The sequence below is a fragment of the Acidovorax sp. Root402 genome (assembly GCF_001425125.1).
GTDB lineage: Bacteria > Pseudomonadota > Gammaproteobacteria > Burkholderiales > Burkholderiaceae_C > Acidovorax > Acidovorax delafieldii.
On sequence record NZ_LMDQ01000001.1, the window covers coordinates 77,878 to 101,195 of the forward strand.

The following is a 23,318-nucleotide window of genomic DNA, read 5'->3' on the forward strand; positions in this document are numbered from 1 at the left end:
AACAGGGCTCAGGCGGGCGTTTTTTTCAAGTAAGGCGCCAGATACCGCCCCGTATGGCTGGCCGGGTTGGCCGCCAGCTCCTCGGGCGTGCCCACGCCCACCACGGTGCCACCGCCCGCACCGCCCTCGGGGCCCATGTCGATGAGCCAGTCGGCGGTTTTGATCACGTCCAGGTTGTGCTCGATGATGACGATGGTGTTGCCCGCGTCGCGCAGCTGGTGCAGCACCTTGAGCAGCAGGTCAATGTCGGCAAAGTGCAGGCCGGTGGTGGGTTCGTCCAGGATGTAGAGCGTGCGGCCCGTGTCGCGCTTGCTCAGCTCCTGCGCCAGCTTCACGCGCTGCGCCTCGCCGCCCGAGAGCGTGGTGGCCGCCTGACCCAGGCGGATATAGGAGAGGCCCACATCCAGCAGCGTCTGCAGCTTACGTGCGATGGTGGGCACGTCCTTGAAGAAGGCGGCAGCGTCTTCCACCGTCAGTTCCAGGATCTGGGCGATGTTCTTGCCCTTCCACAACACCTCCAGCGTCTCGCGGTTGTAGCGCTGGCCGTGGCAAATGTCGCAGGGCACGTACACGTCGGGCAAGAAGTGCATCTCCACCTTCACCACGCCGTCGCCCTGGCAGGCCTCGCAGCGGCCGCCGCCCGAAGACTGCGACACGTTGAAGCTGAAGCGCCCGGGGCCATAGCCGCGCTCCTTGGCGGTGTTGGTCTCGGCCATCAACTCGCGGATGGGCGTGAACAGGCCGGTGTAGGTGGCGGGGTTGCTGCGCGGCGTACGGCCAATGGGGCTTTGGTCGACGTTGATGACCTTGTCGAAATACTCGATGCCCACGATCTCTTCGTGCTCGGCCGGCTCTTCGTGCGCACGGTGCACCTGCCGCGCCACGGCGGCATAGAGCGTGTCGTTGACCAAGGTGCTTTTGCCGGAGCCCGACACGCCCGTCACGCAGGTGAGCAGTCCCACCGGGAAGTCCACCGTCACCCCCTTGAGGTTGTTGCCCGTGGCACCCACCACGCGCAGCGCCTGCACGGCGCCCTGGCGCGCATGGTGCTCGGCCATGCGCTCGGCGCGGCGCTTGCTGGCCTCGGTCTGCGGAAAGCGCGACTTGGGCTTGGCCTCCACCACGGGCGCAGGCTGGTCCAGCACCGGCAACCAAGGCGTGCGGCGCTGGGGCACGGCGATGGTGCGCGTGCCCGACAGGTACTGGCCCGTGAGCGACTGCGCATTGGCGCGCACTTCGTCGTACGTGCCCTGCGCCATCACCCGCCCGCCGTGAACGCCCGCACCGGGGCCCATGTCGATCACATGGTCGGCGGCGCGCATCATGTCTTCGTCGTGTTCGACCACGATCACGCTGTTGCCGATATCGCGCAGGTGCTGCAGCGTGGCGATCAACCGGTCGTTGTCGCGCTGGTGCAGGCCGATGCTGGGCTCGTCGAGCACATACATCACGCCCGTCAGGCCCGATCCAATTTGGGAGGCCAGGCGAATGCGCTGCGCTTCCCCACCGCTGAGCGTTTCAGCGCTGCGGTCCAGGCTCAAATAGCTCAGGCCCACATCGTTCAAAAACTGCAGGCGCGTGGCGATCTCGCGCACCACCTTGTCAGCAATCTCGGCCTTGGCACCGGTAAGCTGCAGGGCCTTGAACCAGGCATGGGCGTCGCTCAGCGTGGCGTGGCTCACTTCGTAGATGGCACGGGCCTGTGGGCCTTCGCCCACCTTCACATGGCGGGCCTCGCGGCGCAGGCGCACGCCGTGGCATTCGGGGCAGGGCTGGGTGCTGCGAAAGCGTGCCAGGTCTTCGCGCACCACCACCGAATCCGTCTCGCGGTAGCGGCGCGCCATGTTGGGGATGATGCCTTCAAACGGGTGCTTTTTGGTGTGCACCTTGCCCTTGGAGGCCCCGCTGTCCATGATGTAGCTGAAGGCGATTTCTTCATCACCCGAGCCGTGCAGGATGGCGTGCTGCACCGGCGCGGGCAGTGACTCAAACGGCGCCTCGATATCGAAGGTGTAGTGCCGCGCCAGGCTCTCCAGCATCGCAAAGTAGTAGCCATTGCGCCGGTCCCAGCCCTTGATGGCCCCGCTGGCCAGGCTGAGGGACGGGAAGGCCACCACACGCGCCGGGTCGAACACCTCGCGCTGGCCAATGCCGTCGCACGCCGGGCAGGCGCCCATCGGCGAGTTGAACGAGAACAGGCGCGGCTCCAGCTCGGCCAGCGAGTAGCTGCACACCGGGCACGCAAACTTGCTGCTGAACAGGTGCTCCTGGCCCGTGTCCATCTCCAGCGCCAGCACGCGGCCATTGCCCTCGTTGCCGCCCACGCGCAGGGCCGCCTCAATGCTCTCGGCCAGGCGCTGCTGCAGGTCAGCGCGCACCTTCACCCGGTCGATCACCACGTCAATGTCGTGCTTCTCGGTCTTCTTGAGCGGCGGCAGGTTATCGTGCTCGTAGATCTGCCCATCGACCCGAAAGCGGATGTAGCCCAGCGCCTGCATCTGCGCAAACAGCTCTGTGAACTCGCCCTTCTTCTCGCGTGCCACGGGGGCCATCACCATGAGTTTGGTGTCCTCGGGCAAGGCCAGCACGGCGTCCACCATCTGGCTCACCGTCTGCGCGGCCAGCGGCAGGCCGTGGTCGGGGCAGAACGGTGTGCCAGCGCGGGCATACAGCAGGCGCAGGTAGTCGTGGATCTCGGTCACCGTGCCCACAGTGGAGCGCGGGTTGTGGCTGGTCGCCTTCTGCTCAATGCTGATGGCGGGCGACAGGCCTTCGATCAGGTCCACATCCGGCTTGTCCAGCCGCCCCAGAAACTGCCGCGCATAGGCCGACAGACTCTCCACATAGCGCCGCTGACCCTCGGCATACAGCGTGTCGAACGCCAGACTGGACTTGCCCGAGCCCGACAGCCCCGTGATGACCACCAGCTGGTTGCGCGGAATGTCCAGGTCGATGTTCTTGAGGTTGTGCGTGCGCGCCCCCCGGATGCTGATGCGCTGCTCGCGCAGGGCGCGGGCGAGGTAGACACCATCGGCGGATCGGTCGTCGGCAACAGGGGGAGGGGTCACGGGCGGGCTCGGTGCAGGAAAACCCACCATGATAGGCGAGACCACCAGGGTCATGACCTGCTCGCTATGGCGAGAGGCGGCGGTGTCGTGTCGCGTTGTTACAACCCCTCCAAAGCCCTGTGGCCAATTGTTAACATCACGCCTTCACAAAAAAGATTCAGTCACGCCTTGGATACATTTCGCCCGAAGCAATGACCTCGGCGATGCCGAAAGCGGGTCTCAGGGAGAAATGCAATGAAATGGATTCTGGGCGCAGCCCTGGGCCTTCTATTGGCCTGCCCTTCGTACGCCGTCAACTACGCCATACAGGATGGCGGCGCGGGTAGCGGTTGTCAGAACGCCTGGCCCCCTTCCATTGTCGGGAACTACAACGAAAACGGCACGCTCAACGGCGTGCCCCGCTATGACGGCAGCGGCTGGTACCTGTACCGCGCCTCCATCTTTGGGCAGGATAACTGGGTCGTCAGCAATTCGCTGGGTAGCACGGACCTCAACAACAGCACCATTGCGTTCTACGCACCCTCTTCGGCCGGCACACCCGTCGCCGGTACGGGCTACAACAGCACCAACTCGGCCTGCGGCAAGATCAACGTACAGCAGGGCGTGACGGTGCCAGCACCTGATGCGCCTACGATCGGACCGCTGAATTCCGGGGTACAGCCCTATATCTCCGGTGGGAGCACGACCGTGTATTGGTCCGGCGTGCCCGGCGTAGTGGGCTACAAGCTTGACGTCGCAACCGACGCGGCGTTTACGACCTTTCACCCCGGCTACAACGGACTGGTAATTACAGCCTCGCCCACCCCCCCGACCAGCGCCACGGTCACTGGCTTGAGCAACGCGGGGACGACCTACTACTTCCGAGTGCGCTCCTACAACGGCGGCGGGGACAGTGTTCCATCCGCGACGGTTAGCACCACCACAGTGCCCACAGCGCCCACCTTGCAGACAGTCAGCAATGTCCGCGCCGATCGTTTCACAGCCAACTGGGCTGCCGCCACCGGCGCAGACGCGTACCGCTTGCAGGTATGTACAGACGCGGGGTTTACTTCTTGCATTGCTGGCTACAACCCGGCCAGCGTCGGCGACTCGCCAGCCCTCGTTTCGGGCCTCGCTGAAGCCACGACCTACTACTACCGGGTATCCGCCGGAAATGCGAACGGCCATAGCGCCTATTCCAGCAGCGCCAACGTCACAACCAATACCCGCCCCAGCCTGAGTGGCAGTTTCATGACTTCCGGTGCGGTCAACGACAACGCCACGATTGCACCGTTCACAGGCGTTACTGTCTCGGACGCGAACGGCGATGCTGTCTCGGTGCAGATCAGCTACGCAGCAGCCAATGGCACGCTCGCGGGCACAGGGCTCACGGGCAGCGCTGGTAGCTACGTCTTGACAGCCCAGGCACCAGCCACCGTGACCACCAACCTGCGGGGTCTGGTGTTCACGCCCACGTACCAGCAAGGCCCAACGGGGAGCACGGTGACCACCACGTTCACCTTGGTCCCTGATGATGGCACCGATGTCGGCACCAGCAACAGCACCACCAAGGTGACGACGACCATGACCAACGTCGCACCCAGCTTCGTTGGCGCCACGACAACGCTCACGGTCAGCGCGAACGCTGCCGCCACAGACATCAAGTCATTGCTCCACGTGAGCGATACCGACACCGGACAGACAGAGACATGGTCCGCTCAGACGGCGCCGGTGCACGGAACGCTCACCATCAACGGTACAGCGACTGCCTCAGGAGGAACCGACATTGCGCCGTCTGGCACCATCACGTACACGCCCGCATCCAACTACAGCGGCAATGACAGTTTTGCAGTGCGGGTAAGCGACGGGTCCAATAGCGCCGTACGCACTATCACAGTGACCGTGCAGGCCATGGCACCGGGAGCCCCCACAGGTGTGGTGGCCACGCCAGCGGATGGGCAGGCCAGCGTGTCTTTCAGTGCGCCATCCAGCAACGGAGGCTCAGCCGTCACGGGCTACACCGTGACGTCCAGCCCGCAGGGGCTCACCGGCTCGGCGGCCGGCTCGCCCATCACCGTCTCCGGCCTGACGAATGGGACCGCCTACACCTTCACAGTCATCGCCACCAATGCCATCGGCTCCAGTGGAGCGTCATCGCCGTCAGCGCCTGTCACCCCGAAAGGCGAGCAAACCATCACCTTTGTCAACCCTGGCGCCCAGAACTTCGGAACGTCCCTCTCCCTCACGGCGTCTGCGACCTCGGGCCTGCCTGTGAGCTTCAGTTCCACCACCCCAGGCATTTGCACCGTCACTGGGAGCGGGGCATTGACCCTGGTTTCTGCAGGCAACTGCACGATCGTCGCCGCCCAGACAGGCGACAACGTCTGGAACGCCGCGACAACCGTATCCCAAACGTTTGCCATCAATGCCATGGTTCCTGGCGCGCCCACCATCGGCACTGCAACTGCGGGTAACACGCAGGCCACCATCACGTTCACAGCGCCCGCCAGCAATGGCGGCTCAGCCATTGCCACCTACACAGCCACCTCCAACCCCGACAGCAAAACCGGCACCTGCGCGGGGCCCGCAGCCTGTCCCATCACCGTGAGTGGCCTGAGCAATGGCACTGCATATACCTTTACCGTCACGGCCACCAACAGCGCAGGCACAGGGGCAGCGTCGGCAGCGTCCAACTCCGTCATACCCAAGGCAGTGCAAACCATCAGCTTTGCCAACCCGGGGAGCCAAAACTATGGCACCTCACCTGATCTGGCTGTCCTGGGTGGCGGTGCTTCTGCCACCTCCGGCCTGCCCGTGGCCTTCACGTCATCCGCCCTCGGTGTTTGCACCATCACCCCGGCGGGGGTTCTGACCTTCGGGACGGCCGGGACTTGCACCATCAATGCCGATCAGGCTGGCAACAGTGTGTACCTGGCAGCTCCCCAGGTGTCGCGCAGCTTTACCGTGACCCCCATCGCGCCCGGTGCTCCCACCATTGGAACGGCCATAGCAGGTGATACGCAGGCCTCGGTGGCCTTCACCGCACCAGCGAACACCGGCGGCACCGCCATCACGGGCTATACGGTCACCGTCACTCCACCTGACGTGGCGCCTGTCTACGGGGCCGCATCACCCATTGTCGTCACGGGGCTGACCAACGGGCAGGCGTACACCTTCACCGTGACGGCGGATAACTCTGCAGGGACAGGGCCTGCGTCTTCGGCATCCAACTCCGTCACGCCCAAGGCCATACAGTCCATCACCTTCGCCAATCCTGGCAGCCAGAATTTCGGCACCACGCCCACGCTGTCTGCCTCGGCCACGTCCGGTCTGGCCGTTGCGTTCACCTCGTCCACCACCGGCGTGTGCACGATCACCAGCGGGGGGGCACTGACGTTTGTCACGGCGGGCAGCTGCACCATCAATGCCGACCAAGCAGGCAATGGCGTCTTTTTGCCAGCACCGCAAGTCAGCCGCAGCTTCACCGTCAATGCGCAACTGTCAGTGTCTGGCGCAGTGCCTGGCATGGCAGGCCTGGCCACTGCGACGCTATCAGGCGGAGGTGCGAGCTGCACCCTGAACCCAGGCGGCACCAGTTTCATGGCGCCCGTCGGCGTGCCTGGCAACCTCACGCTGCCCCATGGAGGGTTCGAGTTCCTCGCCACCGGCTGCTCGGGGAGTGTCACCATCACGCTGAACTATCCAGACCCCATGCCCGCCGGCATCCAGTTTTGGAAGTTTGGCCCTGCCACAGCAGGTGCGGGGGCTTCTACCTGGTTCGCCTGGTCGGGGGCAACCCTCAGCCCTGACCGGCGTACCGTGAGCTATACCGTGACGGACAACGGTGTGGGAGACTCCGACAACGCTGTCGGTAGCATCCGTGACCCGTTTGCACCTGCCTTCTTTGTCGGATCGGATGCAGCCGCCATTCCCGTCAACAACCCCTGGGCTCTGGCAGTGCTGGTCGCGGTCCTGGGTTGGCTAGGCCTGAGGCGCCGTCACCAACACCGCTGAAATCCGGGACTGCGATGCCATCCACCGGACCGTTGCCTTCCACCGTCTTCGCTACCGACCAGCTGGTGGGTGATGAGCGCTTCGAAGCCTGGCGCTGCAGCATCTCGGTGATCTTCGATGTGGCTCCCGTGGGGCACGAGCCTCCCAAGGACTTCCAGGCCTCAGTCACCGCCCGCCACCTGGGTGCGCTCTTGGTGGGAGACCTGAACTTCGGGCGCCAGCAGTTCTCACGCGGTTCGCCCCGCGTAGCGCGCGACGGTGTGGACCACTACCTGGTGCAGTGGTACCGCAGCGGTGGCTTTGTCGGCCAGCATGATGACGGCGTGGACATGGAGGTGCGCCCGGGCGACATCACCGTGTTCGACCTGGGGCGCACGCAACGCACCTATGCCCAGCCCTCGCATGTGCTGTCGCTAGTGGTGCCGCGCGAGATCGCCGCCGAGTCTTTCGGCGGGCGCGACGCTGACCTTCATGGCACGGTGCTGCGGCAGGGTACGGCCCTGGGCGGACTGCTCAGCGACTATCTTCAGTCTCTGCATCAACGCCTGCCGGACGTGACGCTCGCAGAGGCCCCAGCCGTTGTGCAAGCCACCACCCAGATGCTGGCCGCGTGCCTACGGCCAAGCCGCCACACCCATGCCCAGGCGCGGGCCGAGCTGCAGAGGGTGACGCTGGAACGCATCCAGCGACACATCTTGCAGAACCTGGCAGCGCCGCTGCGCCCAGAGCTGCTGTGCCAACACTTCGGTATTTCGCGCAGCCTGCTGTACCGCCTGTTCGAGCCGCTGGGCGGTGTGGCGCACTATGTACAGCAGCGTCGGCTGCTGCGCGCCTTCCATGCGCTGGCCAGCCCCGCCAATCGCCGTCTGCGGGTGGCCGAGGTCGCCACGCGCAGCGGCTTCTCCAGCGAGGCACATTTCAGCCGGACCTTCCGTGCGGCATTCGGCCTTACGCCCAGCGATGTGCGGGCCATGGCGGGCGGCGCCTTGGCCGCCGCAGCAGGTACTGCCAGCCAGGCAGCCCCCTCCACAGTCGAATACGCGAACTGGGTGCGCACTCTGCAGGTGTAACCCTGCGCCCGGCGCCTGCATGCCGCCGAAACAGCCGGTCAAAAACGTTGAGACGCACAGTCAAGCCGAAGTGACGGCCACGCCTAGCATGGGTCACCGCCTGTTCCCCCCTTGCGCACTCCCCCATGCAATTCATCCGCAAACTGGCTGCAGCCGTGCTCGCTACCGTGCTGTGCAGCCCGCAGCTGGCCTGTGCTCAACCCACCGTCACCAGTTTTGCGCCCACCGAGGGCCTGACCATGGGCTGGACCCAGGTGGTCTTTACTGGCACCAACCTGGGCAGCACCTCGGCCGTTCGCTTTGACGGCGTGGATGCCACCAACCTCATCGTCGACGGCAGCGGCACCCGCGTCACGGCCACCACGCCTGCCCATGCCCGTGGCACCGTCGCAGTTGAACTAATCACCGCCCTGGGCACGGCGGCGGCAGGCAGCTACACCTATGTGCCCCAGCCCAACATCACGAACTGGGGCCCCGGCGAAGGTTCAATGCTCGGCGGCACCGAGGTCACCATCACCGGCAGCGGGTTCACCGGGGCGACGACGGTGCTGTTCGGGAGCAAACCCGCCACCCGCTTCACCGTGGACAGCGACACGCAGATCATCGCTGTCGCGCCGCCCCAGCCGGCAGGCCTTACGGTGATGTTCGAGATCTCCACGCCCATCGCCCATATGCCGCACTCCATGGGCTATTTCACCTACACCGTGCCGCCTGAATTGCGGCCCACCGTCACCAGCGTGGCACCGCGCTGGAATCCCCCTGCGGGCGGGGTACCAGTGGTACTGACCGGCACCAATCTCACAGGGACCACGGCGGTGCGCTTTGCTGGTCAGTCCGCCCTCTCCTTCACTGTAGACAGTGCCACGCAGGTGACCGCCATTCCGCCCCCGGCGCCGTTGCAATCGGCAGGCGTGGAAGTCACAACCGGCCTTGGCACGGCCCAGGGATTCTTCCTGTATGCCTCGGCGCCAGCGCTGGCCAGTGCCAGCCCCACCACCGGGCCCACCACGGGCGGCACCCCTGTAACGCTGCGTGGCAGCGGGCTGCTGAGTACGACGCGCGTGAGCTTCGGCGGCGTGGCCGCCAGCAGTTTCAATGCAGTGGACGACACCCGCATCGATGTGCTCACCCCGTCTCATGCGGCAGGTAATGCCACCGTGCAGGTGGTGGCGGAGAGCGGCACGGCCGTACTGAGCGGCGCGGTCTTCGCCTTCGTCTCTCCGCCCGCCGACGGAGCCTGTGGTGCGGCAGACGGGCAGGAGCGCATCACCCCACCCACGGCCGGCCTGTGCAGCGCAGGTGCAGCAGGCAGCGTGGCCGCGGCCTCATGGGCTTTTGCCTGGACCTGCGCGGGCCAGAACGGTGGGGCCGACTCGCGCCAATGCAGCGCGCCCTGGCCCCTGTCCGGCGTCGGAGGGTTGCGCACATCGCTCGCGCTGCCTGACCCAGCCACCAACCAGGGTTGGGGCCTGGACACAGCGGTCCTCGACGCCGCGCTACCCGCACCATTGCCTGGCGGCGCAAGTACGCAGCACCGGGCATTGCGCCTGGTGCTCAGCGGCGGCAGCGCAGGCTCCAGTGCCCAATTCACCGTGCACTACAGCGAGCCCGTTCCGGCCGGTGCGGTGTACCTCAAATACGGCCCCAGCCCCCAGGGCCTGAACTGCAACGGAGCGGCCTGCGCCCAGCCCCACTGGTATGCGCTGCCCGGCAGCACGGCGGTGTTCGCCCCCGACCGCCGTAGCGTGACGCTAACGTTGACCGACGGTGGCCTTGGCGACAGCGACGCCGTGCCAGGCCACATCACCGACCCCGGGTTGCCCGTGCTGCTGGCGGGAGCGGGTGGGGGGACAGGGCCAGTCTCCGTACCCGCACTGGGGCCCTGGGCTCTGACTGTGTTGGCGCTGGCGCTGCCTCTGTGGGTGGGATTGGGGCGCAAAACAAATCAAAAAAGATAGCTATCGATGCAATACAGGTCAGCACTGCAGGCGATTTTTGGCATTTCTTCGACAGGCATGCCACAGTGCGCAGGGCAGCTCCACCGACGTGCCACCGCGCCCTCACGGCACTTGCTTTGGGCAGGAGCGGCCCTGTGCACAGCCCTCTCAGCCAAGGCCGGTACCGAAGCCCTGCCCTTACCTACGCCGCACGAAACCACTGCCGTGGCCCTGCTGTGCACCGCAGACGTCACAGCGGCCCAGGAGCTCCAATCCGCGGCACCAGCGCCTCGGGCCCCTCATGGCGCCACCTCCCACGACGGCTCCCACGTTCCCACCCCCGTGGACAACCCCTGGGCACTGGGCCTGCTGGCCGCACTCGCCGCACGGATACTGTGGATGGATCGGCATTCCAAGCAGGATTCCGGCTGAAAGTCAGGGCCACAGGGCCGGCTGCAATGGGCCGTCAGGGCCAATGCGCGAAAATCTCGCTTTTGCTTACCGGACCTTAGCGCACCACCGTGCCGGATTATTCCTCCCTGACAGCCGCAGCTGCCCCGCAGCACTCTGCACCCGCCACCCCCATGACCGCGCTGGAGCGTCGCTCCAGCGTCAGCCTGGCCCTCATTTTTGCGCTGCGCATGCTGGGCCTGTTCCTGGTGCTGCCCGTGTTTGCCCTGGAGGCACGCAAGTACCCTGGCGGCGACGACCCTGCACTGGTGGGTCTGGCCATGGGCATCTATGGCCTGACGCAGGCAGTCCTGCAGCTGCCGCTGGGCATCGCTTCCGACCGCTTCGGGCGCAAGCGGGTGATCGTGCTCGGCCTGCTCGTCTTCGCAGGCGGCAGTCTGATGGCCGCGCTGGCGGATTCTCTGACCGGACTGCTGCTGGGCCGGGCGCTGCAGGGCGCGGGGGCCGTGTCGGCAGCCGTAACCGCCCTGCTGGCCGACCAGACACGCGACAGCGTGCGCACCAAGGCGATGGCGCTGGTGGGCGGCAGTATCGGGCTGATGTTTGCCGTGGCGCTGGTGGCGGCACCGATGTTGGCTGCCCATATCGGCCTGGCGGGGCTGTTTGGCCTGACCTGTGCGCTGGCCCTGGCCGGTGTGGCCGTGGTGGTGTGGTGGGTGCCGCCCGAGCCTGCGCTGCATCGGAACGCCACCCGGGGCCGCCTGGCCGATGTGTGGGGACACCCTGACCTGCTGCGCCTGAACCTCGGCGTGTTTGTGCTGCACACCGTGCAGCTGTCCATGTGGGTGGCCGTGCCCGCGATGCTGGTACAGGCAGGACTCACCAAAGACCACCACTGGCAGGTGTACCTGCCCGCCGTGGTGCTGTCGTTTGCCGCCATGGGCGGGCTGTTTGCGCTGGAGCGTGCGGGCCGACTGCGCGCAGCCCTGCTCGGAGCCATTGCCCTGGTGCTGGTGGTGCAGGCGGGGCTGGGCCTGCTGGCGGCCAGCGGTGTGCCTGCCACGCTGTGGGTGCTAGGGCCTTTGCTGTTCGTCTTTTTCTGCGGATTCAATGCGCTGGAGGCCAGCCAGCCCAGCCTGGTGTCGCGCATGGCGCCAGCCCAGCTGCGCGGCGCCGCGCTGGGCAGCTACAACACCCTGCAGTCTCTGGGCCTGTTTGCGGGCGGTGCGATGGGTGGCGCGCTGGTGAAATGGGCCGGGGCTCCAGGCCTGTTTGCCGTGACCACGGCGCTCACGGCGCTGTGGCTGGTGCTGACCTGGCCGCTGCGGCCCGTGGGGCGTGGCGGGCACTGAACGCATTGCCGTGCCACGCCGTCAGGGCTTCCATTGCCCCCCGGTTGCGGCACAATGGCGCGTTTGGCGCCTGGAATCTCTCTCCAAATCCGGCGCTTTTATCCCTTAAAGGCAAAGACAGCACCATGGCATCCGTAAACAAAGTCATCATCGTCGGCAACCTGGGCCGCGACCCTGAAATGCGCACCTTCCCCAGTGGCGATCAGGTGGCCAACGTGACGATTGCCACCACCGACAAGTGGAAAGACAAGCAGTCTGGCGAAATGAAGGAAGCCACCGAATGGCACCGCGTGGTCTTCAACGGCCGCCTCGCCGAAATCGCCGGCCAGTACCTGCGCAAAGGCTCGCAGGTGTATGTAGAAGGCAGCCTGCGCACCCGCAAGTGGACCGACCAGAGCGGCGTTGAAAAGTACAGCACCGAAATCCGCGCCGACCAGATGCAGATGCTGGGCAGCCGCCAGGGCATGGGCGGTGGCGGGCAGGGCGGCGGACAGCAAGGCGGTGGATACGACGACGGTTACGGTGGCGACCAGGGTGGCTACGACCAGGCCCCGCGCCGTGCAGCGCCAGCGCCGCGCCCCATGGCAGCCCCCGCTCAGCGCCCTGCACCCGCTCCCGTGGCACAGGCACCGCGCGCGGCCTCCGGATTTGACGACATGGACGACGACATTCCGTTCTGACAGCTTCTGGCACCGGACTCAGTCCCCAGCCCGCACCCGCAAGGTGTGGGCTTTTTTTTGCCTGTGCGCAAGGCATGCCCGACCCCACGGAAAACGTCGCCTGTGGGCGTCAAAACGTAGCAACTCGCAACAGGAGGTGCTGGAGCCCACCCGACTCACAAGCGCCAGCGCGGCCATGGAGCGATGGCTTTTACAACGGCGCTCACGGGCGCCGCTTCTCCGTTTTGTCCAGTTCGGCACCACCGCGACAAACCAACAATTCCTTACATTCGATACGGAAATATCAAAGATCATCGCGGTCTGGCTCGCCAAAGAGGTGCAAAACCCGGCGGCCAGCAGTTACCAAAATCAATATTCCAAACTGAAAAGAGAGAGGGTTGTGATGCCAGGGTTCGTCCGAAAGATTTTGATATTTGTCACTGGCTACGCGTGGCTCCTGCTGCTGGCGGGCCCGGGGCTCATCTGGCTGTCGGTGTACAGCGGATGGAAGGCGGAAGATGGCCACGCCTACGTGGCGCGCGAAAGCCTGCAGACCGTGTCCGGTACCGTGACGCAGGCCTCTGAAGTCACCGTCAAGCGCAAGCGTCGTACGACCAAGAAGTACTACGAAATCACGGTCCAGCCCGACACCGCTGGTGCCGAGGCGCGCAAGCTGCGCATCGACCACAGCACACCGCAGCAGCTGGTGGGCAACCTGATCGACGAAAAAGTCACCGCCTTGGTCGATGGCAGCGACAGCGACCTGGTCTATGAAGTATCGGCAGACGGCGCGACCGTCATCAGCTACGACACCACCAAACAACGGCTGCAGGCCGAAGCAGCCTCCTCCGCGCAGTCCTTCAGCGGTGCAGGCACCTGGATCTTTGCCATTTTGCTCACGCTGGTGGGAGCGGCAGGCGTGTGGTCCAACCGCAAGCTGCGCGCCGCCGACGAAGCACACCAGCTGGCCGCCGCCTGACGGCCATACCCCATAAAAAGAGAGAGGGAGGGAGGGGCAGCGCCCGGGGCGCGCTCCTCCCATCGTTTGCGCCAACCTGCGCGCTCACTACGGAGGACCACACCATGAACCCCAACGCACTTTCGCCACAAACCCCTGCGGGCGCTCCGATGGAGCGGCGCGATTTCATCGTCTCCACCTACAAGCACCTGGGCGTGGCCATTCTGGCCTTTGTCGTGCTGTCGGCGGTGCTGATGGTGAGCGGACTTTCCACCGCCGCGGCCAAGATGCTCATGGCCAGCGGTAGCAAATTCCTGTGGCTGGGGGTCATGGGCGCTTTCATGCTCGTGGGCTGGCTGGCATCGCACCTGGCCGACAACTCGGACAACCCTCAGACACAGCTGATGGGCCTGGGCCTCTACGTGCTGGCGGAAGGGCTCATCTTTGCCCCGATGTTCGGCATTGCCCAGCTTTTGGTGCCCGGCGCCATCGGCGCTGCCGCCTTCATCACGCTGCTGCTGGTGGCGGCGCTCACCTGGACGGCGTTCAGCAGCAAGACCGACTTTTCGTTCCTGGGCGGCATCCTGAAGGTGGCGGGCCTGGTGGCACTGGGCACCATCATCGCGGGCGCCATCTTCGGCTTCAAGCTGGGCATCTGGTTCTCAGGGCTCATGGTGCTGTTTGCGGGCGCCTGTGTGCTGTACGACACCTCGCGCATCATCCACGACTACCCTGCAGACCGCCCCGCCGGCGCAGCGCTGCACCTGTTCGCATCGATTGCGCTCATGCTCTGGTACGTGCTGCGCATCCTGATCAGCCTGGCCACGAACGACGACTGACACGCCGGGGCACCGCCCCACAAAAAAGCCGGAGCGATCATCGCCCCGGCTTTTTTGCATCTGGAAAGAGAGTTTCAAGACAAATCAGGTGCAAGCGCTGGATTCCATTGCCCTGACAGCTATCAATTTTGAAGTGTCAACGGGCCATGGCTGGCTGCACCGCCGGCGCATGGCCGGTGGGCTGCGGCAACCCCTCCACGGCAGCAATCACGCCACCGCCCAGGCAGACATCACCGTCGTACAGCACCGCGCTCTGCCCGGGCGTCACGGCCCATTGGGCGTCCGGAAACTGCAGCGCAAAGCCATCGGGCACGGTCTCCAGCGCGCACGCTGCGTCCTGCTGGCGGTAGCGCGTCTTGGCAGCGTAGGCGCCAGGCGCCGGGGCCTGGCCAGCGCACCAGCTCACGTCCTGCGCCACCAGGCGGTGCGACAACAGCCAGGGGTGGTCGTGACCTTGCACCACCCGCAGCGTGTTTTTCTCCAGGTCCTTGCGGGCCACGAACCAGGGCTCGTGCGCGCCGCCACCGCGCTGGGCGCCTTTTTCCTTCACGCCCCCAATGCCCAGGCCCTGGCGCTGGCCCAGCGTGTAGAAACTCAGGCCCACATGCTGGCCCAGCTTGCGTCCCCGGTCGTCCAGAATGGGCCCGGGCGCATGGCTGATGTAGCGGTTCAGAAACTCGCGGAAGGGCCGCTCACCGATGAAGCAGATGCCGGTGGAATCCTTCTTCTTGGCGTTCGGCAGGCCGATCTCCTCGGCGATGCGGCGCACTTCGGTCTTGTGCAGCTCACCCACGGGGAACAATGTCTTGGACAGCTGCGCCTGGTTCAGGCGGTGGAGAAAGTAGCTCTGGTCCTTGCTCGGATCCAGGCCCTTGAGCAGTTCGTGCAGGCCCGTGGCCAGGTTGTGTCGCACGCGGGCATAGTGGCCGGTAGCGATCTTCTCCGCACCCAGGCGCATCGCGTGGTCCAAGAAGGCCTTGAACTTGATCTCGGCGTTGCACAGCACATCGGGGTTGGGTGTGCGGCCGGCCTGGTACTCGCGCAGGAACTCGGCAAACACCCGGTCCTTGTAGTCGGCCGCGAAGTTCACATGCTCGATCTCGATGCCGATCACATCGGCCACAGCGGCGGCGTCCACAAAGTCGATGTTGGACGAGCAGTACTCGCTGTCGTCGTCGTCTTCCCAGTTTTTCATGAAGATGCCGACCACCTCATGGCCCTGCTTTTTGAGCAGGTAAGCGGTCACGGCCGAGTCCACGCCGCCGGAAAGGCCGACGACAACGCGCTGTTTGGTAGGGGAAGTCATTGCCCCGATTGTATTTTTGATGCCGCCGGGGCACTGCGCGGGCGCGCAGAACGCGTAGCCACGAGCAGGTCATACAGCTGCTGCGCGGCAGGCGACAGGGTTTTGCCCCGGCGCTTGATGAGCCCCATCTGCCGCGTGACGATGGGCTCCACCAGCGGAATACTGACCAGCGTGGGGTGGTCCTTGCCCGGCATGGCCAGGCTGGGCACGGCCGCCACGCCCAGGCCCGCCTCCACAAGGCCGAGCAGCGTGGTCACGTGCTTGGCCTCGTACAGGCACTGGGGGCGGTCGGGCACGTTGGCGAGCGCCAGGTCCATGAGCAGGCGGTTGCCCGAGGTCTTGCCCACCGACATGAAGTCGTGCTGGCCCAGCTCGGCCCAGCTCACCTTCTTGCGGCGCGCCAGCACATGGTCGCGCCGGCAGGCGGCCACAAAACGCTCGGCCAGCACGGGCTTGAACTCGATCTCGGCCTCCTGGCTGCCGATGAAGTTCAGGCCGAAGTCCGCATCGCCCTGCGCCACGGCCACCAGCACCTCGTTGGCGCTGGCGTCGTGCACCTTGACGCGGATTTTCGGAAACCGCTCGTGGTAGCGCTTGACCACCTGCGGCAGGAAGTAATACACGGCCGACGGCACGCAGGCAATCGTGACCTCGCCCATGCGCCGCGCGGCCACATCGCCCAGGCCCATGAGCATGCCGTCCAGGTCATCCAGCCACACGCGGGTCTTGCGCGCAAAGTCGCGCCCCACGGCTGTGAGCGTGACACGGCGCGTGGTGCGGTCGAGCAGACGCACACCCAGGGCTTCTTCGAGCTTGTCGATGCGGCGGCTGAAAGCGGGCTGCGACAGGTGGATGGCCTCGGCGGCCGCACGAAAGCTCTGCAGCTCGGCCACGGCCGCAAAGGCCTGGATGTCGGCAAGATCGAATTTGTTGTTCATCGCGGCGTCCTTCCAGTGCGCTTCGGGGTGTTTTCAGCGTTGCAAGCCGTGCATCAAACGATCGGAACATTGCAATTCACGGCCGTGATTGGAGCATGTACAAGCCGCGTTAGCCTATTGCACAGCATGCATCAATCGTTGCCAACAATGCAATTCACAGATCATCGAAGGCGTCGCACCATGCCGACCCATGAGCACCAACATTCCTTGCGTTCTGATGCGTGGCGGCACTTCCCGGGGGCCGTTCTTCCTGGCCGACTGGCTGCCGCGCGACCCCGAAGCCCGCGACCGCACGCTGATTGCGGCCCTGGGATCGCCCCATGAGCTGCAGATCGACGGCCTGGGCGGCGGCAACTCGCTGACCAGCAAGGTCGCCATCGTCTCGCGCTCCACGCAGCCCGACTGCGATGTGGACTACCTGTTTGCCCAGGTCAGCGTGCAGGAGGCCCGCGTGGACACACGCCCCAACTGCGGCAACATGCTGGCCGGTGTGGGGCCCTTTGCCATCGAGCAGGGGCTGGTCCCCGCAGACCGCGAAGGCCAGACCACCACCGTGCGGGTCTACAACGTCAACACCCGCTCCCGCATCGACGTGCAGGTGTGCACGGCGGGCGGCCAGGTGCACTACGACGGCGATGTGCGCATCGACGGCGTGCAGGGCACGGCAGCCCCCGTGCTGATGAACTTCCTGGACGCCTGGGGCGCCGTCACCGGGCAGATCTTTCCCACCGGCCAGCGCATCGACACCATCCAGGGCCTGCAGGTCACCTGCATCGACGCGGCGCAGGTGATGGTGCTATTGCGCGCCGCCGACCTGGGCCTGCGCGGCGACGAGACACCTGCCGAGCTGGACGCCAACACCGCCTTGCTCACCCGCATCGAGGCCCTGCGCCTCGAAGCAGGCCAGCGCATGGGCATGGGCGATGTGACACACAGCGTGCTGCCCAAGCCGGTGATCGTGTCGCCGGGCACATCACCAGGCAGCGTGGTGTCGCGCTACTTCACCCCCCACCAGTGCCACCGCTCGCATGCCGTCACGGGCGCGATTGGCGTGGCGGCGGCCTCGGTACTGCCGGGCACCGTGGCCACCGACGAACGGCATGCACCCGCCGCCGGGCTGCGCCGCGTGGAAGTGCAGCACCCGGCAGGCCGCATCCAGGTGGAGGTGGAGCTCAGCGAGGTGGATGGCCAGTTCAAGCTGGTGCAGGCCGCGCTGGTACGCACCGCCCGAAAGATTCTGGAAGGCACGCTGTTCGTGCCCGAAAACGCCCCCGCGCACTGAGCGCTCTTCAGGGCGCCGCTTGCGCAGCGCCCTTCCAACGATTCCAACCATTACGACAGGAGACAAACCATGACCCGTTCCATTCACTCCACCACGCGCCGCACGGCGCTGGCCACGGCTGCGCTGGCACTCGCGTCCAGCGCCTTCTGGGCCGCCGGCACCGCCCATGCGGCCTATCCCGACAAGCCCATCACGCTGGTCGTGCCCACCGCCGCCGGGGGTGGCAACGACGGCATGGCGCGTGTGGTGGCCATCAAGCTCTCCACCCTGCTGGGCCAGCAGGTCATCGTGGAGAACAAGGCGGGGGCCAATGGCGCCATTGCGGCCGAATACGTGGCCCGTGCGGCACCCGACGGGCACACCATCTTGTTTGGCTACATCGGCACCCACGGCATGAGCCCCGCGCTGCAAAAGCTGCGCTACGACCCCATCACGCAGTTCGAGCCCATCGGCATGGTGAGCTACTCGCCCACGCTGATGGTGGTGAATCCCAAGGTGCCGGCCAAGACGGTGGGCGAACTGGTGGCGCTGAGCAAGGCCAAGCCCCACGACTTCAACTACGCATCGGCCGGCAACGGCACAGCCCCACACTTCTCGGCGGAAATCTTCAAGCTCGAAAGTGGCGCCCAGATGGCCCATGTGCCCTACCGGGGCGCAGCCCCCGCCATGAACGACACCATGGCCGGGCAGACGCAGGTGATGTTTCCCAGTCTGTTCTCGGCCTACCCGCACGTGAAGGGCGGCAAGCTGCGCGCCCTGGCGCTGGCCGGGCCCAAGCGCTCGTCGCTGCTGCCCGATGTGCCCACGCTGGACGAGGCAGGCATCAAGGGTGTGGAGATCACCCAGTGGTACGCCCTGTTCGCACCCGGCAAGACGCCCCGCCCGGTGATCGACCTGCTCAACAAGACCTTGAACACCGCACTGGCCGACAAGGACGTGGTGCGCCGCATCGAGGAACAAGGCGCGGTGGTGGACACCAGCACGCCCGAGCAACTGGCCCTGACGGTGAAGCAGGAACTCGCCAAGTGGAAGGGTGTGGTGGTCAAGGCCCAGCTCACACCCGATTGAGCCCCTGCGAAGAAGGCTCTGGGAGACAGAGGGGCGCCACCGCCCCTCAGCGGCACACATGCCCGCATTTCAACAAGAGGAGACACCCATGAAAACGAAGATGGCAGCGGCCTGCGCTGCATTGGTCGGCCACTGCGCGATGGCACAAGGCACTGATGTGACGCTGTACGGCGTGGTGGACCTGGGCCTGCGCAATGGCAGCGGCCTCACCGCATCCAACGCGCCCACGGCCGGCTCCAGCCGCAGCCTGGGCAGCGGCATCCACACCACCAGCCGCTGGGGCCTGCGGGGCAGTGAAGACCTGGGCGGCGGCGCCAAGGCGCTGTTCAACCTGGAGAGCGGCCTCAACGCCGACTCGGGTGCCCCGGCCAACGCCACCAAATACTTCGACCGCGCATCCTGGGTGGGCCTGCAGGGCGGCTGGGGCACGCTGGCCCTGGGCCGCCAGACCACGACGCTGGCCGACGCCATCTCGCCCGTGGACCCGCTGGCCATGCGCTTTGCCAGCTTCAACCCCAACATCGGCGTGACGGCGCTGAGCCAGCATGGCCTGGGCATCGAGTACGGCAGCGCAGGCGCCAACTCGGGCTCGTACCGGCTGGACAATTCACTGAAGTACACGGGCCGCTTCGGCGGCTTCACGGCGCGTGCCATGTGGGGCGTTGGCGAGGTCGCATCGCAGGCCTCGGCCCTGTCGTCACGCGGCGTGGGCCTGGCCTGGGCTGCGGATGGCTTCGTGGTATCCGGCGCCTACCAGAGCTTCAACGACACCAACAAACGCGCACTGGACGCCACCACGCTGGGCGCCGCGTACCAGTGGGGCAACGTGCGCTTGGCCGCCAATGCCGGCCGCAACAAGGCCGAAACGGCGGCAGGCCGCTTCACCGTGCAGCGCGTGTTGTCCGCCGGTGGCACCTGGGCGGCCACCCCGTGGGTGGACCTCACAGCGGCCTACTACAAGGTGGACCGCTCGCGCACCGGCGCCGCCGACGACGGCTACGGCCGCCTGGTGGCGTTTGCCGAATACAAGCTCTCGCGCCGCACCAAGGTGTATGCCGAGCTGGACAACACCCGCTGGCGCAACGGCTTCCAGGGCGCGGCGAACAAGGCCACGGCCACCGGCATCTCGGCCGGTGTGGTGCACACGTTCTGAGCCCTGTAGGCCGATACGGCGGGCGCTGGGCACAGGTCTCTTGGAGGCTTATGCCCCAAAGCCCCCGGTGGCGCGGCGCACACCCGCCGCAGGGGGCCGGAAGGGAGACTCTGTCGACCCGCTATCGCACCACCATGGACGTGAAGGGCCACACATAAGCCTGCAGGCTCACCAACAGCCCCACCAGGCAGGCCAGCGCGATCGAGTGGAAGAAGACGAAGCGCAGGATGTCCCCTTCATGGTTGAACCAGCGGGTGGCGGTAGAGGCCACAACAATCGACTGCGCATCGATCATCTTGCCCATCACGCCGCCCGAGCTGTTGGCGGCGCCCATGAGGTTGGGCGAAAGGCCCAGCTGTTCGGCCGCCACCTTCTGCATGCCCCCGAACAGCACGTTGGAGGCCGTGTCCGAGCCGGTCAGCGCCACACCCAGCCACCCCATGAGGGTGCCAAAGAAGGGGTACAGCACACCGGTGTTGGCAAACGCCAGACCCAGGGTGGTGTCCGTGCCCGAGTAGCGGGTGAGCGTGCCCAGTGCCAGCATGAGCACGATGGTCAGCAGCGAATAGCGCACCAGCCAGACGGTGCGGAAGAACGTACCAACGATAGCGACGGGGCTGTAGCGCATGAGCAGGGCGCTGACCAGTGCAGACAGCAAGATGCCCGTGCCGGTGGCCGACAGCAGGTTCAGCGTGTAGACCGCACCTTCCTTGGTGGGCTTGGGCACCACAGGCGGCATCTTCTCGATGAGGTTGTGCAGCCCGTCCATCGGGAAGGCTGGCGAGAAAATGCCATTGAGCCATGCCTTGACCGATGGCAGCCCCCAGACAAACACACACACCGACAGGATCACCCAGGGCATCCAGGCATTGATCAGCTGGGCGCGTGAATAGCGCACCGGGGCCTGGGCGGGCTTGGTTTCACCGGCACTGGGGTCGTGGCCGCGCATCGAGGGCGAGGTCCAGATCTTCTTGGGCTGCCACACGCGCAGGAACGCGATCAGGCTCGCCATGGAGACGATGGCCGCAATGATGTCCACCAGCTCAGGGCCGATGTAGTTGGAGACCAGGAACTGCGGAATGGCAAACGACACACCGGCGACCAGAATGGCGGGCCAGATTTCCCACATCGCCTTGCGCCCGGCAAACGCCCAGATCAGCCAGAACGGCACCAGCACCGAGAAGAAGGGCAGCTGGCGGCCGATCATGGCCGTCACCTCCATCAGGTCGTAGCCGTGCACCTTGGCCAGCGTGATCACTGGCGTGCCCAGTGCACCAAACGCCACGGGGGCGGTATTGGCGATCAACGACAGCCCCGAGGCAGCGAGTGGCGAGAAGCCCAACCCGATCAGGATCGCGGCAGTGACTGCCACGGGCGTGCCAAAACCGGCGGCCCCTTCAAAGAATGCGCCAAAGCAAAATGCGATCAGCAGCAGCTGGATGCGGCGGTCTTCCGTGATGTTGGACAGCGAGTCCTGCAGCACCTTGAAGCTACCGTTCTGCTCAGTCAGCTGGTGCAGAAAAATGATGTTCAGCACGATCCAGCCGATTGGCAGCAGCCCCACAAAACCGCCATACAAGGCGGCGCGACCCGCCATCTCGGCGGGCATGCCATAAGCGAATATGGCCACCACCAGCGCTGCGATGAGCCCCATGCCGGCAGCGATGTGGGCTTTGATGTGAAAGAACCCCAGGGCGGCCAGCATGATGATCACCGGGATCGCGGCCAGCGCGGTGGACGCAACCATATTGCCCGCCGGGTTGTAGATTTGTTGCCAGATCATGGCCTGTCTCCGTTCGGAAAGGGTTGAAGTGAAAAAATGCTGGCGCAGCAGTCGCCAGTGCCTGGTTCGCCACCGGATTCTTCGGGAAAGCGCCTGTGTCTCTCTTGAAATGCGGTCCACTGGCGGTGTAATTAATTTCAAGTCCCCAGCCTCCATAGGGAATTGACGGGTCACCGGGGCTCGGACTGCGCGTTTACCCGGAGCAACGGCGTCAGCCTGCTGCAAGTGGCGCGTTGCGCGCTCAGCACGCAGTCGCCAACGAGTCAGGGCGGCGCGGCAGCACCGGTGTATTCGCGCCCCCGGGGGGAGCAACGGACGCTCCGGGGTACAGTTCCGCATGGCAAAAAGGGCGCTATGGAACTGAGACAACTGCGCTATTTCGTGCGCGTGGTGGAGCAAGGCTCTATGAGCCGCGCCGCGCTGGACCTCGACGTGGTGCAGTCCGCACTCAGCCAGCAGATCACGCGGCTGGAGAGCGAGCTGTCCACGCGCCTGCTGCAGCGCACGCCGCGCGGCGTGACCCCCACCGAGGCAGGGCTGGCGTTCTTTCGCGAGGCGCAGCTCACCCTGCGCCATGCCGACCAGGCCGTGCGCGCGGCGCAGCAGGCGCGGCTGTCGGGCACCGTCACCGTGGGGCTGGCGCCCACCACCTCGGGCGTGCTGGGCCTGCCGCTGATGCAGGCCATGCGCACACGCTACCCCGACGTGCGGCTGCACATGGTGGAGAGCATGTCGGGCCACCTCACGGCCATGCTGCATGCGCGCGAGCTGGACCTGGCCGTGCTGTTCGACACCCGCCTGCACCAGGCGCAACAGGCCACGGGCGCGCGTCGCTGGGACATGGCGCCGCTGCTGGAGGAAGACCTGTTCCTCATCTGTGCCCGCAGCGGTCCCGGCAACCCCTGTGGCCGGCAGCTGCCGGAAACCATCACCGTCGCCGAGCTGGGGCAGGAGCCGCTGATCCTGCCTACCGGCCCACACGGCCTGCGCAGCACCCTGGACACGGCCTTTGCCCGCGACCGCGTGGCACCGCACGTGGTGCTGGAGGTGGACTCGCTTGCCATGGTGATGGCCGCCGTGGATGCGGGCCTGGGCTCCACCGTGCAGCCCTGGGCCGCCATGGGCCGCTACCCGGATGCGGCCGAGCGCTTTCAGTGCGCGCGCCTCACCGACGCGCCCGCGCGCCGCGTCAACCTGCTGTGCAGCCTGCCCGACGAAGAACTCTCGCCCGCCGCGCTGGCCGCACGCGTGGTGCTGACGGATTGCGTGCGCGAATTGGTAACGAGCGGCCAGTGGTTTGGCACGACATGGATCGGCGGACAAGACACCAGCGCCTGAGCGGCCACCCCGCAGCCATCACGATCCGTGATACCCCCATGACCTGAACCCGCTGCACAGCGGGCCTGCGTCTCCCTACAGTCGCCATCACCCCGATGAACGACACGGCGACCGCGCCAGGAGACACCCCATGGGCCCCACACCCCCTTCTTCATACCCCCGC

Annotated in this window: 15 protein-coding genes; 11 read left to right on the forward strand and 4 right to left on the reverse strand. The window is 66.0% G+C overall.

All coding sequences use genetic code 11. The annotated features are described in order from the left end of the window. Positions 1-8: 8 nt before the first annotated feature. Complete coding sequence (gene uvrA / locus ASC83_RS00405) at positions 9-3,098, reverse strand: excinuclease ABC subunit UvrA (protein WP_056057610.1); 3,090 nt, start codon at positions 3,096-3,098, stop codon at positions 9-11. Between the two features lie 204 nt (positions 3,099-3,302). Between uvrA and ASC83_RS00410 the strand changes: the two genes are divergently transcribed. The 7 genes from ASC83_RS00410 to ASC83_RS00440 all read left to right on the forward strand — a co-directional run bounded on the left by ASC83_RS00410 (position 3,303) and on the right by ASC83_RS00440 (position 14,287). Continuing rightward, positions 3,303-7,061: a fibronectin type III domain-containing protein gene (locus ASC83_RS00410; protein WP_082522269.1), complete on the forward strand. Its 3,759-nt coding sequence runs from the start codon at positions 3,303-3,305 to the stop codon at positions 7,059-7,061. Between the two features lie 14 nt (positions 7,062-7,075). Next, positions 7,076-8,131, forward strand: a complete 1,056-nt coding sequence (locus ASC83_RS00415; RefSeq protein WP_056056671.1) for a helix-turn-helix domain-containing protein — start codon at positions 7,076-7,078, stop codon at positions 8,129-8,131. 125 nt (positions 8,132-8,256) lie between these two features. Next, positions 8,257-10,089: an IPT/TIG domain-containing protein gene (locus tag ASC83_RS00420; protein WP_056056673.1), complete on the forward strand. Its 1,833-nt coding sequence runs from the start codon at positions 8,257-8,259 to the stop codon at positions 10,087-10,089. Between the two features lie 563 nt (positions 10,090-10,652). Continuing rightward, positions 10,653-11,831, forward strand: coding sequence for an MFS transporter (locus ASC83_RS00425; RefSeq protein ID WP_056056675.1), 1,179 nt, complete (start codon positions 10,653-10,655; stop codon positions 11,829-11,831). A 125-nt stretch (positions 11,832-11,956) separates the two neighbouring features. Beyond that, positions 11,957-12,511 (forward strand): single-stranded DNA-binding protein, encoded by a 555-nt coding sequence (gene ssb / locus ASC83_RS00430; RefSeq protein ID WP_056056677.1) that lies wholly within the window; start codon positions 11,957-11,959, stop codon positions 12,509-12,511. A gap of 382 nt (positions 12,512-12,893) precedes the next feature. After that, a complete protein-coding gene (locus ASC83_RS00435) occupies positions 12,894-13,469 on the forward strand; it encodes a hypothetical protein (protein WP_056056680.1) in 576 nt (191 codons plus the stop codon). Positions 13,470-13,573: 104 nt separating this feature from the next. Further along, complete coding sequence (locus ASC83_RS00440) at positions 13,574-14,287, forward strand: Bax inhibitor-1 family protein (RefSeq protein WP_056056682.1); 714 nt, start codon at positions 13,574-13,576, stop codon at positions 14,285-14,287. A 136-nt stretch (positions 14,288-14,423) separates the two neighbouring features. Here the strand turns inward: ASC83_RS00440 and mnmA are convergent, their stop codons facing one another. After that, the gene (gene mnmA, locus ASC83_RS00445) at positions 14,424-15,593 is read right to left on the reverse strand and encodes a tRNA 2-thiouridine(34) synthase MnmA (RefSeq protein WP_056056683.1); all 1,170 of its coding nucleotides are present in this window, start codon (positions 15,591-15,593) and stop codon (positions 14,424-14,426) included. Continuing rightward, the gene (locus ASC83_RS00450; RefSeq protein ID WP_056056686.1) at positions 15,590-16,531 is read right to left on the reverse strand and encodes a LysR family transcriptional regulator; all 942 of its coding nucleotides are present in this window, start codon (positions 16,529-16,531) and stop codon (positions 15,590-15,592) included. Before ASC83_RS00450 ends, mnmA begins: the two co-directional genes overlap by 4 nt. Before the next feature lie 190 nt (positions 16,532-16,721). Here ASC83_RS00450 and ASC83_RS00455 point away from each other — a divergent pair, with 190 nt between their 5' ends. From ASC83_RS00455 to ASC83_RS00465, 3 genes are all read left to right on the forward strand, one after another. After that, on the forward strand, positions 16,722-17,813 hold the full coding sequence (locus ASC83_RS00455) for a 4-oxalomesaconate tautomerase (protein ID WP_056056688.1): 1,092 nt from the start codon (positions 16,722-16,724) through the stop codon (positions 17,811-17,813). Positions 17,814-17,882: 69 nt separating this feature from the next. Next, on the forward strand, positions 17,883-18,881 hold the full coding sequence (locus tag ASC83_RS00460) for a tripartite tricarboxylate transporter substrate binding protein (RefSeq protein WP_056056690.1): 999 nt from the start codon (positions 17,883-17,885) through the stop codon (positions 18,879-18,881). Between the two features lie 88 nt (positions 18,882-18,969). Next, a complete protein-coding gene (locus tag ASC83_RS00465; RefSeq protein WP_056056692.1) occupies positions 18,970-20,034 on the forward strand; it encodes a porin in 1,065 nt (354 codons plus the stop codon). Between the two features lie 121 nt (positions 20,035-20,155). Here the strand turns inward: ASC83_RS00465 and ASC83_RS00470 are convergent, their stop codons facing one another. Beyond that, the gene (locus ASC83_RS00470; RefSeq protein ID WP_056056694.1) at positions 20,156-21,817 is read right to left on the reverse strand and encodes an L-lactate permease; all 1,662 of its coding nucleotides are present in this window, start codon (positions 21,815-21,817) and stop codon (positions 20,156-20,158) included. 354 nt (positions 21,818-22,171) lie between these two features. On the opposite strand from ASC83_RS00470, the gene ASC83_RS00475 reads away from it, so the two are divergent. After that, the gene (locus ASC83_RS00475) at positions 22,172-23,155 is read left to right on the forward strand and encodes a LysR substrate-binding domain-containing protein (RefSeq protein ID WP_056056696.1); all 984 of its coding nucleotides are present in this window, start codon (positions 22,172-22,174) and stop codon (positions 23,153-23,155) included. The last annotated feature ends 163 nt before the right edge of the window (positions 23,156-23,318 follow it).

What these genes read in the sequence shown, in the direction of transcription:
- uvrA (WP_056057610.1), bottom strand. Translation starts at nt 3,098, where the DNA reads ATGGTGGGTTTTCCTGCACCGAGCCCGCCCGTGACCCCTCCCCCTGTT.
- ASC83_RS00410 (WP_082522269.1), top strand. Translation starts at nt 3,303, where the DNA reads ATGAAATGGATTCTGGGCGCAGCCCTGGGCCTTCTATTGGCCTGCCCT.
- ASC83_RS00415 (WP_056056671.1), top strand. Translation starts at nt 7,076, where the DNA reads ATGCCATCCACCGGACCGTTGCCTTCCACCGTCTTCGCTACCGACCAG.
- ASC83_RS00420 (WP_056056673.1), top strand. Translation starts at nt 8,257, where the DNA reads ATGCAATTCATCCGCAAACTGGCTGCAGCCGTGCTCGCTACCGTGCTG.
- ASC83_RS00425 (WP_056056675.1), top strand. Translation starts at nt 10,653, where the DNA reads ATGACCGCGCTGGAGCGTCGCTCCAGCGTCAGCCTGGCCCTCATTTTT.
- ssb (WP_056056677.1), top strand. Translation starts at nt 11,957, where the DNA reads ATGGCATCCGTAAACAAAGTCATCATCGTCGGCAACCTGGGCCGCGAC.
- ASC83_RS00435 (WP_056056680.1), top strand. Translation starts at nt 12,894, where the DNA reads ATGCCAGGGTTCGTCCGAAAGATTTTGATATTTGTCACTGGCTACGCG.
- ASC83_RS00440 (WP_056056682.1), top strand. Translation starts at nt 13,574, where the DNA reads ATGAACCCCAACGCACTTTCGCCACAAACCCCTGCGGGCGCTCCGATG.
- mnmA (WP_056056683.1), bottom strand. Translation starts at nt 15,593, where the DNA reads ATGACTTCCCCTACCAAACAGCGCGTTGTCGTCGGCCTTTCCGGCGGC.
- ASC83_RS00450 (WP_056056686.1), bottom strand. Translation starts at nt 16,531, where the DNA reads ATGAACAACAAATTCGATCTTGCCGACATCCAGGCCTTTGCGGCCGTG.
- ASC83_RS00455 (WP_056056688.1), top strand. Translation starts at nt 16,722, where the DNA reads ATGAGCACCAACATTCCTTGCGTTCTGATGCGTGGCGGCACTTCCCGG.
- ASC83_RS00460 (WP_056056690.1), top strand. Translation starts at nt 17,883, where the DNA reads ATGACCCGTTCCATTCACTCCACCACGCGCCGCACGGCGCTGGCCACG.
- ASC83_RS00465 (WP_056056692.1), top strand. Translation starts at nt 18,970, where the DNA reads ATGAAAACGAAGATGGCAGCGGCCTGCGCTGCATTGGTCGGCCACTGC.
- ASC83_RS00470 (WP_056056694.1), bottom strand. Translation starts at nt 21,817, where the DNA reads ATGATCTGGCAACAAATCTACAACCCGGCGGGCAATATGGTTGCGTCC.
- ASC83_RS00475 (WP_056056696.1), top strand. Translation starts at nt 22,172, where the DNA reads ATGGAACTGAGACAACTGCGCTATTTCGTGCGCGTGGTGGAGCAAGGC.